This window comes from Streptomyces sp. WM6386 (genome assembly GCF_000972385.1).
GTDB lineage: Bacteria > Actinomycetota > Actinomycetes > Streptomycetales > Streptomycetaceae > Streptomyces.
Window position 1 is genome coordinate 24,385 of the sequence record NZ_JXTE01000077.1, and the last position, 10,600, is coordinate 34,984.

The 10,600-nt window shown below is 70.9% G+C and carries 11 protein-coding genes and 1 pseudogene; 6 read left to right on the forward strand and 6 right to left on the reverse strand.

The window, feature by feature from the left end; genetic code table 11:
• Window positions 1-71 precede the first annotated feature (71 nt).
• The gene (locus TN53_RS34200) at window positions 72-845 is read right to left on the reverse strand and encodes an SDR family NAD(P)-dependent oxidoreductase (RefSeq protein WP_095046886.1); all 774 of its coding nucleotides are present in this window, start codon (window positions 843-845) and stop codon (window positions 72-74) included.
• A gap of 138 nt (window positions 846-983) precedes the next feature.
• Here TN53_RS34200 and TN53_RS34205 point away from each other — a divergent pair, with 138 nt between their 5' ends.
• Genes TN53_RS34205 through TN53_RS34215 form a run of 3 tightly spaced genes read left to right on the forward strand, consistent with a single transcriptional unit; the run spans window position 984 to window position 3,286 of the window.
• Window positions 984-1,595, forward strand: a complete 612-nt coding sequence (locus TN53_RS34205) for a LysE family translocator (protein ID WP_046262673.1) — start codon at window positions 984-986, stop codon at window positions 1,593-1,595.
• 49 nt (window positions 1,596-1,644) lie between these two features.
• Window positions 1,645-2,670 (forward strand): aldo/keto reductase, encoded by a 1,026-nt coding sequence (locus TN53_RS34210; protein ID WP_046262685.1) that lies wholly within the window; start codon window positions 1,645-1,647, stop codon window positions 2,668-2,670.
• A 25-nt stretch (window positions 2,671-2,695) separates the two neighbouring features.
• Entirely contained in the window at window positions 2,696-3,286 is a 591-nt protein-coding gene (locus tag TN53_RS34215) for a TetR family transcriptional regulator (protein WP_046262674.1), read from the forward strand.
• Between the two features lie 134 nt (window positions 3,287-3,420).
• On the opposite strand, the pseudogene TN53_RS48600 reads toward TN53_RS34215, so the two are convergent.
• The 4 genes and pseudogenes from TN53_RS48600 to TN53_RS34235 form a co-directional block, all read right to left on the reverse strand.
• A pseudogene (locus TN53_RS48600) lies at window positions 3,421-3,651 on the reverse strand (AraC family transcriptional regulator); the annotation flags it as partial.
• Window positions 3,652-3,702: 51 nt separating this feature from the next.
• On the reverse strand, window positions 3,703-4,008 hold the full coding sequence (locus tag TN53_RS34225) for a barstar family protein (protein ID WP_046262676.1): 306 nt from the start codon (window positions 4,006-4,008) through the stop codon (window positions 3,703-3,705).
• Window positions 4,009-4,017: 9 nt separating this feature from the next.
• Window positions 4,018-4,224: a hypothetical protein gene (locus tag TN53_RS34230; RefSeq protein ID WP_046262677.1), complete on the reverse strand. Its 207-nt coding sequence runs from the start codon at window positions 4,222-4,224 to the stop codon at window positions 4,018-4,020.
• Window positions 4,225-4,309: 85 nt separating this feature from the next.
• Window positions 4,310-5,758 (reverse strand): MFS transporter, encoded by a 1,449-nt coding sequence (locus TN53_RS34235; RefSeq protein WP_046262678.1) that lies wholly within the window; start codon window positions 5,756-5,758, stop codon window positions 4,310-4,312.
• A 101-nt stretch (window positions 5,759-5,859) separates the two neighbouring features.
• On the opposite strand from TN53_RS34235, the gene TN53_RS34240 reads away from it, so the two are divergent.
• On the forward strand, window positions 5,860-6,735 hold the full coding sequence (locus TN53_RS34240; RefSeq protein WP_420719153.1) for a helix-turn-helix transcriptional regulator: 876 nt from the start codon (window positions 5,860-5,862) through the stop codon (window positions 6,733-6,735).
• Between the two features lie 122 nt (window positions 6,736-6,857).
• On the opposite strand, the gene TN53_RS34245 is transcribed toward TN53_RS34240, so the two are convergent.
• Window positions 6,858-8,303, reverse strand: a complete 1,446-nt coding sequence (locus tag TN53_RS34245) for an MFS transporter (RefSeq protein ID WP_046262679.1) — start codon at window positions 8,301-8,303, stop codon at window positions 6,858-6,860.
• A 97-nt stretch (window positions 8,304-8,400) separates the two neighbouring features.
• Between TN53_RS34245 and dusB the strand changes: the two genes are divergently transcribed.
• Window positions 8,401-9,555: a tRNA dihydrouridine synthase DusB gene (gene dusB, locus TN53_RS34250; protein WP_046262680.1), complete on the forward strand. Its 1,155-nt coding sequence runs from the start codon at window positions 8,401-8,403 to the stop codon at window positions 9,553-9,555.
• A 140-nt stretch (window positions 9,556-9,695) separates the two neighbouring features.
• Entirely contained in the window at window positions 9,696-10,424 is a 729-nt protein-coding gene (locus TN53_RS34255) for a helix-turn-helix domain-containing protein (protein ID WP_046262681.1), read from the forward strand.
• The last annotated feature ends 176 nt before the right edge of the window (window positions 10,425-10,600 follow it).

Here is a 10,600-nt window from a genome sequence, read left to right on the forward strand (position 1 = left end):
GCAGCGGGCATCCGAAGCCCCCGCGTCCTCGACGGACGCGGGGGCTTCGGCGTATCCGGGCGCGGGCGGGGTCAGTTGGCGGTGTGGCCGCCGTCCACCGCGAGGGCGGCGCCCGTGGCGAAGGAGGCGCGGTCGCTGAGCAGCCACAGCGCCGCCTCGGCGATTTCGGCGGGTTCTGCCATCCGCTTCTGCATCTGCCGGGCGACGAAGTGCTCCGCGAGCTCCGGACGGCCTTCGACGGCCTGGGCGATCATCTCGGTACGGGTCGTGCCCACCAGGAGGGTGTTGATCCGGATACCGCGCTCGGCGTACTCCGCCGCGGCCGCCCGGGTCAGACCGAGCACCGCGTGCTTGGCGGCGACATAGGGCACCGGGGCGCCGGTCGCCCCCATCGCGGCCGTGCTGGCGGTGTTGACGACGGCACCCCCGCCGGCCGCCAGCATCACCGGGATCTGGGCGCGCAGACAGTTCCAGGTGCCGCGCACGTTGACGTCCATGACACGGTCGAAGTGGGCCTCGTCGAGTTCGTGCAGGGGAGCGATCTTGTCGCCGGCGTATCCGGCGTTGTTGAACGCCCCGTCCAGCGCCCCGAACCGCTCCGTCGCGGTGGCCACCGCGCGGCGGACGTCCTCGGCGTCCGCGACGTCGCCCGCGCTGACCGCCGCCCGGCCGCCCGCCGCGGAGATCTCCTCGGCGAGCTGGTCCAGGGTCTTCTCGCGCCGGGCCATGAGGACCACGGCCGCCCCCTCCGCCGCGAACAGCCGGGCGGCGGCCTCGCCGATCCCGCTGGACGCGCCGGTGATCATCACGACTTTGCCGGAGAGTATTCCGTTCCTGTCAGTCATCCGATCAGTAAATCCCGGAGTGCCGGGTTCCGGGTAAGTCCCTTTGCGACCAGCCGGGTTGGCGCCCCCGATTGGTCCGCCATGGAGCCGCGCGATTGGCCCTGTGGGGCGATCACCGGCCGCGGCAGGGTGGTCCGCATGAGTCTCGCGTTCCTGCTGACCACCCTCGTCGTGGTCGCCACTCCCGGTACCGGTGTCGTCTACACGCTCGCGGCGGGGCTGTCGCGCGGGCGGCGCGCGAGTGTCGTCGCCGCGTTCGGCTGCACCCTGGGGATCGTGCCGCACATGGTGGCGGCGATCACCGGGGTGGCGGCGCTGCTGCATGCGAGCGCGACGGCGTTCCAGGTCCTGAAGTACGCCGGTGTCGCGTATCTGCTGTGGATGGCGTGGGCGACGCTGCGGGACCGGGAGGCGATCGCCGTGGAGCGGGACGCCGCTCCCGTCTCCGCGGGGCGGGTCGTCGTCCGGGCCGTGCTGATCAACGTCCTCAATCCGAAGCTGACGATCTTCTTCTTCGCGTTCCTGCCGCAGTTCGTGCCGTCGGGGGAGTCGGGCGCGCTGCTTCGGATGCTGGTGCTGAGCGGGGTGTTCATGCTGGCCACCTTTGTGGTGTTCGCCGCGTACGGGGTGCTGGCGGCGTCGGTCCGCCGTCATGTGATCGGGCGGCCGAGGGTGATGGCGTGGCTGCGGCGGAGTTTCGCTGGGTCGTTCGTGCTGCTCGGGGCCAAGCTGGCCACGACGGACGCATGACAGCTGACAGATATTGAAATCTGTCAGCTGTCATGTCATGGTGGAGGGCATGACGACACAGACCCCCCGCACCCTCGGAACCACCGGCCCCCAGGTCTCCGCCCTCGGCCTCGGCTGCATGGGCATGTCGGGCGTGTACGGCGAGGCGGACCGCGCCGAGTCCATCGCCACCGTCCACGCCGCCCTGGAAGCCGGCATCACCCTGCTCGACACCGGCGACTTCTACGGCATGGGCCACAACGAACTGCTGATCGCCGAGGCCCTGCGCACCGCCCCGGCCGCCCTCCGCGAGAACGCGCTGACCAGCGTGAAGTTCGGCGCCCTGCGCGGCCCGGACGACAGCTGGTACGGCTTCGACGGGCGCCCGGCCGCCGTCAAGAACTTCGCCGCGTACTCCCTCCAGCGCCTCGGTGTCGACCACATCGACGTCTACCGCCCCGCCCGGCTCGACCCGGACGTGCCGATCGAGGAGACCATCGGCGCGATCGCGGAACTGGTCGAGAAGGGGTACGTCCGCCACATCGGGCTCAGCGAGGTCGGCGCCGACACCATCCGCCGGGCCGCCGCCACCGCCCCGATCGCCGACCTCCAGATCGAGTACGCGCTCATCTCCCGCGGCCCCGAGCGGGAGATCCTGCCCACCCTGCGCGAGCTGGGCATCGCCGTCACCGCGTACGGCGTCCTCTCGCGCGGGCTGATCTCCGGCCATGTCACGGCTGGGCAGCAGTACGCCGCGACCGACTGGCGCGCCCACTCGCCCCGCTTCCAGAGCGACAACCTCCAGCACAACCTCACGCTGGTCGAGTCCCTGCGCAAGATCGCCGAGCAGAAGGGTGTCTCCGTCGCGCAGATCGCCATCGCCTGGGTGATGTCCCAGGGCCCGAGGCAAGGTACGGCCATCGTGCCGCTGATCGGCGCCCGCACCCGCGACCGGCTCGGCGAGGCCCTCGGCGCCCTGGACGTGACCCTGGACGCGGCCGACCTCGCCGCCATCGAGGCCGCCGTACCGGCGGACGCGGCAGCCGGTGAGCGGTACGCCCCCGCGCTGATGGCCATGCTCGACAGCGAGCGCTGATCACGGTGCCGGGTACCGTCTACGCATGCCTCCGACCAGCGAGCCCCTGACCGCCGAGCGCATCCTCGAGGCCACCGAGGAGGTGCTGCGCCGCCACGGCCCGGCGAAGGCGACCGTGGTGGACGTGGCCCGCGCGCTCGGCGTCAGCCACGGCAGTGTCTACCGGCACTTCCGTACGAAGGCGGCGCTGCGGGAGGCGGTGACGAAGCGGTGGCTGGACCGGACGACGGCGGAACTGGCCGGCATCGTCGCGGCGGCCGACCGTGCTCCGGAGGCCCGGCTCCGCGACTGGCTCGCGGCGCTCCTTGAGGCGAAGCGGCGCAAGGCGGGCGACGACCCCGAACTCTTCGCCACGTACTCGGTTCTGGCCGGGGACACCGGTGACGTGGTCGGCGCCCATCTCACCGAGCTCACCGACCAGTTGACCGAGATCGTGCGGTCCGGCGTCGCGGCGGGCACCTTCACCGCCCCCGACCCGGCCACCACCGCCCGAGCCGTCTTCCACGCCACCGGCCGCTTCCACGACCCCGGTTATGCGAGGGAGTGGGAGCGGCCGGAGGTGTGGGACGACTTCGCGGCGGTGGTGGATGTGCTGGTGCGGGGGTTGCGGGGCTAGAGGTTCGAGATGTCGAGCTTGGCCACCTCGATGCGCGAGGTGTCGTACTCCCAGACGACATAGAACTTGCCCGGTGCGTACTCGTCGGCCATGGGGTAGGCGTCCCAGCCGGAGCCGTCGGTGTCCGCGGGGCCGTCCAGTTCCTGGGCGAGCCACGCCGCCATCAGATCGATCAGGACCATGCCCAGGCGGGGAGCGTCGGACGGCTGGAGGAAACCGGACTGCTGGTCCAGGCCGGTGAGGAAGCCCGTCAGCAGGGCGCCCGTCCCCTGCCGCCCGGACAGTCGTCTGCCCAGTGGTTCCCGGACCCGGGCCGGCCGCAGGGGCAGCAAGGACTTGGGGAACTCCACGCCCACCCCGGTGATGCTCGAACCGGTCCGCCATGGGCACGTCGTCGGTGCGGAACGTGGTCCCGATCATTCCGCCCTGTGCACGATCAGCTGCGACTGTCTGCCCGCGAACGCCGCACGGAACGCCCTCGTATCGACGTTGTTCTTGGAAAAGACACCGCGTCTGTCGATGTGGAAGACGATGCGGTCGTAGGAGTCGACGATCTCGGAGATCCCGCCGACCTGGAGGGTGTCCCTCAAGGCATCGGGGTTGCGGCCGAACCAGTCGGGCAGCCCGCAGGGTTCGGTGATGGCGTCGTAGAAGTCGTCGAAGGTGTCGATCGGGCGGCCCCGCAGGTCGACGATCAGTTCCTTGGGCTCCTTCTTCGGCATGGGCGCAGATTAGCCCGCGCTCGGGTCCACCGTCGCCTGGTGTTCCTCCGCGAGGTGCTCCTCCGCCTTCAGCCACGGCAGGAACTGCGCGTTCTTGCGCCAGCCGCAGGTGTCGCATCTGATCGTGCGCTGCGCGCCTTTGCGCTGCACTTGGACGACGTGCTCGCGTCCGTGCTGGTCCCAGCGGCTCACTTTGCTGGTGTTGATCTGCAACATGGCCTCGCCTCCGGCTAGGAGTGTGCAGCAAGACCAACATCAACAGGAGTATCTTCACGGCAAGTTCGTCGATCCTTGAACCGCCTCATCCGACCGTCCGCGGCAGCCGCAGGCTCAGCAGCCCGGTCAGGGCCACGCCCACCAGCTGCACCAGGAGTGTCGTCACCAGCGCGTCCCGCATGCCCAACCCCGGGGTCAGGGACAGGAACAGGGTGCCGAGCGTCGCCACCCCCAGGGCCAGGGCGGACTGTTGGGTGGTGACCATGACCCCGCTGCCCACGCCCGCCCTCACGGTCGGCACCTCGGAGAGCACGATCCGGAAGATCACCGGGAGTTGAAGGGCCTGGCCCGCGCCCGCGATCGCCGCGCCGGGCAGCAACTCCACAAGGCCCAGGTCCGGCCAGGAGCGCCACGCCGCCAGCGCGATCAGGCCCACGCCCACCGCCTGGATCCCGGCGCCCGCGGTCACCACGCGCGTCCCGTACTTCGCCACCAGCCGCGGACCCGCGAGGGAGGCGAAGAAGAACACGACCGCCATCGGAGCCAGCGCGAGACCCGCCCGCACCGGGCCGAGCCCCGCGCCCCGCTGGAGCGCCACCGCGATCACGAACATGAAGCCGCTGAAGCCGATGGAGAACGGCACGATCATCACCAACCCGCGCCGCAGGGACACCAGTCGGAACAGGCTCGGCGGCACCAGGGGCGTCCGCCCCCGCCGGTCCGCCCCGCGCTCCACCGCGTAGAACGCCGCCGCCACGAACGGGAACGCCGCCAGCGACAGCCACGTCCACAGCGGCCACCCCGCGGAGCGGCCCTCGGTCAGCGGGGCCAGCAGCGTGAGCAGGGACGCGGCGAGCAGGACCGTGCCCGGGCCGTCCACCGGCTCCGGGTTCTGGGAGCGGGTCTCGGGCACGGCACGGGCGGCCAGGAACAGGCCCACGAGGACGACCGGGACGTTCACCAGGAACACCGAGCGCCAGCCCGTGCCCGCGCCAAAAAGAAAAGACAAAGGCGTGGCCGCGACCAGCACACCGCCGAGGATCTGGCCCGCCACCATCGACAGACCGGCCGTCGCGCCGTACAGGCCCATCGCCTTCGCACGCCGCTGTCCCGAGGTCGCCGCCTGGATCGTCGCCAGCACCTGCGGCAGCATCGCCGCGGACGCCGCGCCCTGCGCGACCCGGGCCGCGACCAGGGTCCATGCGGTGGGGGCGAGCCCGCAGGCCAGTGAGGTCAGGCCGAAGGCCGCCATGCCGCCGAGGAAGAGCCGGCGGCGGCCGAAGAGATCGCCGAGCCGGCCGCCGAGGACGAGGAGGACGGCGTACGCCAACCCGTAGCCGGAGACGATGAGTTCGAGGACCGACTCGCTCGCCGCGAGATCGTGGCCGATGGTGGGCAGGGCGACGTTGACGATGAAGAAGTCGATGAGGGGGAGTGCCGCGCCGAGCAGCACGGTGAAGAGTCCGAGGCCGCCGAGCACGGGTGGCGCGCTCGCGGTGCGGACCTGGCCTGGGGTGGTGGTTTCGGTGCTCACGGAGACAAGCCTCCGCTTCCCGTCAGACGGGTACCAGAGTCTCTTTATCCTGGTAGAAGGAGTACCTGGAAACAGGGTCCGTACGGCGGCACGCTGGAGGCATGACGATGACGGTCCAGGAGACGACGACGGCGGCTCCCGCGGACATCCGGCGACACGAGCTCGCCGCCTTCCTGCGCCACCGCCGTGAGCACATCACGCCCGAGCAGGTCGGCCTGCCCCGCGGCCGCCGGCGCCGCACTCCCGGTCTGCGCCGCGAGGAGGTCGCCCACCTCTCCGCGGTCGGCGTGACCTGGTACACCTGGCTGGAGCAGGCCCGTGACATCCAGGTCTCCGTCCAGGTCCTGGACGCCCTCGCCCGCAGCCTGCTGCTCGACCCGAGCGAACGCGCCCACCTCTTCCAGCTCGCCGGGGCGGCGGACCCGACGCCGGCCACCAGCTGCCCGTCGGTCACGCCCGCACTGCGCCAGCTGATCGAGCAGATGGAGCCGCTGCCGGCCTGTGTGCAGAACAGCCGCTACGACATCCTCGCCCACAACCGCACCTACGGCCTGCTCCTGTGCGACCTGGACGCGGTGCCGCCGGAGGACCGCAACTGCATGGTCCTCTGCTACACGAACGAGGAGTGGGCCGGGTCGATCGTGCACCTGGAGGAGACCCGCCGCCTCATGGCCGCCCGGCTGCGCGCCGCCATGGCCAACCATCTCGCCGAGCCCGCCTGGAAGATGCTGCTGAAGCGGCTGCGCACGGAGTCCCCGGAGTTCTGCGAGGCCTGGGACCGCCATGAGGTGGTCTCCCACCGCAGCAAGCAGAAGGAGTTCCTCAACGCCTACGTCGGCCGGGTCTCCGTCATCCACACCGACCTGTGGCTCGGACCGGACCTGGGGCCGCGCATGGTCACCTACACGCCGGCGGACGAGGAGTCGCGGAAGCGGCTGGAGAAGCTGCACGCGATCGCGGTCGCGAGATCCGCCTGAACCACTGCCGCTCGCTCAGGTGGACCCACCCAGGGGCGCGGGGCTGTGTCGGTCTGCGGCCCCGCCGCGCGGGCGCGACCAGCCACGCCGAACCCGCACCCGCCGAACCCGCACCCGCCGAACTATGCGCTGACCCCCGCCGCTTCGCGCACCTCGACCGCCTCCAACCGTTGAGCGGTCCGCGCAGCCGTCCCACGGGCCCAAGCCCCACTCGTCACAGCCCCCAGCACCAGCACCGCGAGCCCGCACCCGGCGATGATCCACCAGGCCGGCACCGAGGCGGAGACGAACGTGTCGGCGTACGAGGACGACCCGACGCCCGCCACCAGCACGGCCCCCACCACAGCGACCCCCAGCGTCTGCCCCAGCTGCCGGCTCGTGGAAGCCACCGCCGCGGCGACGCCCGCCTGCGACCGAGGCATCCCCGACACCGCCGTGTTGGTGATCGGCGCGTTGACGAACCCGAACCCGACGCCGAACAGCACGTACCCGATCAGCAGGGTGACGTTGGACGTCTCCGCGTCGAACGCGGCGAACAGCACCCCGCTCGCGGTGATCGACACGCCGGCGACCAGCAGCGGCAGCCGCGGTCCGTGCCGGCCGACCAGCCGTCCGGACAGCGGGGCGCAGAGGAACGCGGGGGCCGCGATCGGCAGCATCCACAGGCCGGCGTGCATCGCGTCGAGACCGCGGACGTTCTGCAGGTACAGCGTCGACAGGAACAGGAACCCGCCCAGCGCCGCGAACGCGCTGACCGCGATCACCGTGGCCCCGCTGAACGGCGCCGACCGGAAGAACCGCAGATCGATCAGCGGCTCGGCACGCCGGGGCTCGTACACCAGCAGCCCGATCAGTGCGGCCAGCGCCAGCGCGGCGTACGGCAGGACCGAGCCGAACCCGGTGTTCGGCGCCTCGATGATCGCGTACGTCATCGAGCCGAACAGCGCGATCACCAGGAGCTGGCCGACCGGGTCGGTGCGACGGGCCTTGGGGGCGCGGGACTCGGGGACGAAGCGGAGGGTGAGCAGGAGGGCGGCGAGACCGACCGGGACGTTGATCCAGAAGATCGAGCGCCAGCCGACGGTGTCCACGAGCAGACCGCCCACCAGCGGTCCTGCCGCCATGGAGATACCGACGACCGCGCCCCACGCCCCGATCGCGCTGGCCCGCTCACGGGGGTCGGTGAAGGTGTTGGTGATGATCGACATGGCGACCGGGTTGAGCATCGAGCCGCCCACCGCCTGCACCATGCGGAAGGCGACCAGCGCCTCCAGGTTCGGGGCCAGCGAGCACAGCACCGAGCCGATCGTGAAGACGACCAGGCCCGCGACGAAGACCCGCTTGCGGCCGATCCGGTCGGCCGTGGAGCCGGCCAGCATCAGGAGCGAGGCGAGCACCAGCGTGTACGCGTCGATGGTCCACTGCAGACCCGACGTGGAGGTGTCGAGATCGTGCTGCATGGACGGCAGCGCGACGTTCAGCACGGTGTTGTCGAGGCTCACGATCAGCAGGCTCATGCAGCAGATCGCGAGGACCAGCAGACGTCGGCGGAAGCTGGGCTCGGGCATGCGCTCCATCGTACGCCGGTATCGATAGTGCGTCTAACTAATGGTAGGTACAAGATCGGTCGGCCGAGCACGGGCCGTCGTACGCCACAATGGGGGAATGCCCACGATCACGCCCACCTCGAACACGACCCTGCAGATCGGGCCGCACACCGTGCAGCCGCCCGTCGTCCTGGCCCCCATGGCCGGCATCACCAACGCGCCCTTCCGCACCCTGTGCAGGGAGTTCAGCGGTGGCAAGGGGCTGTTCGTGAGCGAGATGATCACCACCCGGGCGCTGGTCGAGCGCAACGAGAAGACCATGCAGCTGATCCACTTCGACGCGACCGAGAAGCCGCGCTCGATCCAGCTGTACGGCGTCGACCCGGCGACCGTCGGCAAGGCCGTCCGCATGATCGCCGAGGAGGGCCTCGCCGACCACATCGACCTGAACTTCGGCTGCCCGGTCCCGAAGGTGACGCGCAAGGGCGGCGGCTCGGCACTGCCGTACAAGCGGAATCTGCTGCGCGCGATCCTGCGCGAGGCGGTGAGCGGGGCCGGGGACCTCCCCGTCACGATGAAGATGCGCAAGGGCATCGACGACGACCACATCACCTACCTCGACGCCGGCCGTATCGCCGTGGAGGAGGGCGTGACGGCCATCGCGCTGCACGGCCGCACCGCCGCCCAGCACTACGGCGGCACCGCGGACTGGGACGCGATCGCCCGGCTCAAGGAGCATGTGCCGGAGATCCCCGTCCTCGGCAACGGCGACATCTGGTCGGCCGAGGACGCGGTGCGGATGGTGCGGGAGACGGGCTGCGACGGAGTGGTGGTCGGGCGCGGATGCCTGGGGCGGCCATGGCTGTTCTCCGACCTTGTGGCCGTCTTCGAGGGCCGTACGCAGGACACCGCGCGTCCCGCCCTGCGTGAGGTCGCCGACGTGATGGTCCGTCACGCCACGCTCCTCGGCGAGTGGATCGGCGACGAGGCCCGCGGTGTCATCGACTTCCGCAAGCACGTGGCCTGGTACCTCAAGGGCTTCGCCGTCGGCTCGGAGATGCGCAAGCGCCTCGCCATCACCTCCTCCCTGGAGGAACTCCGCTCCGGCCTCGACGAGTTGGACCTCGACCAGCCCTGGCCGACGGGCGCCGACGGGCCGCGTGGACGTACCTCGGGCAACAACAGGGTTGTCCTGCCCGACGGTTGGCTCAAGGACCCGTACGACTGCGCGGGGATCGGCGAGGAAGCGGAACTGGACACCTCGGGCGGCTGAGGCGGGCGGAAGGGCGAGCCTGTTGCGTCCGGTTGCAGTCATAGCAGGTGAACGGCGTGGAATCGTTGCATTGGTCGCCGCACTCGACGCAACGCCCCCGACTATGCTGCAGGCTTCCGCGCAGCACGGAGGAGGCCCCGATGCCGGGAGGCAGGCTCACCCAGCAGGAACGTCAGCAGATCGCGCTGGGGCTGACCGACGGCCTCGCCTACGCGGAGATCGCCCGACGTCTGGAGCGTCCCACCTCGACGGTCACGCGGGAAGTCATGCGCAACGGCGGCCCCAGCGCCTACCGCGCCGAGGTGGCCCATCGCGCCACCGAACGCCGCGCCCATCGGCGCAGGCGGACCACGCCCCGGGACGCGCGGGCGCCCGAGCAGGCCCATGGGCGTGATGCCGAGGCGGTGCGTGTGTACGAGGAGACGTTCACCACCGTCATGATGGGCTCCGGCATGCCCACGATGATGTCCCGCGTGATGGCCTGCATCACCCTCACCGACACCGGCAGCCTGACCGCCGCCGAACTCGTCCAGCGCCTGAACGTCAGTCCCGCCTCCGTCTCCAAGGCGATCACCTTCCTGGAGAGCCAGGGCATGGTGCGCCGGGAACGCGACGAGCGCCGCCGCGAGCGCTACGTCGTCGACGACGACATCTGGTACCAGTCCATGATGGCCAGCGCCCGCTCCACCGCCCAGATCGTCGAGATCGCCCGCCAGGGCGTCACCGTCCTCGGCCCCGACACCCCGGCCGCGATCCGCCTCGAAAACATCGCCCGCTTCCTCGACTTCGTCTCCGAAAGCATCACCCGAGCGGCGGAACAGGCCCGCGACATCCTCTCCACGAAACCCGGGACACCGTCGGACGACTGAGGGTTTCGCCCCCGCCGCCCCTACCCGTTCCCATCCCCAGGGGCCTGCTGCCCCTTCGACCCCGCCTCCAGGGGGCACTGCCCCCTGGACCCCCGCTCCTCAAACGCCGGAGGGGCTGAATTTGCCAACGCCGGTCCAGTTCAATCAGCCCGTCCGGCGTTTGAGGACGAGGCCCG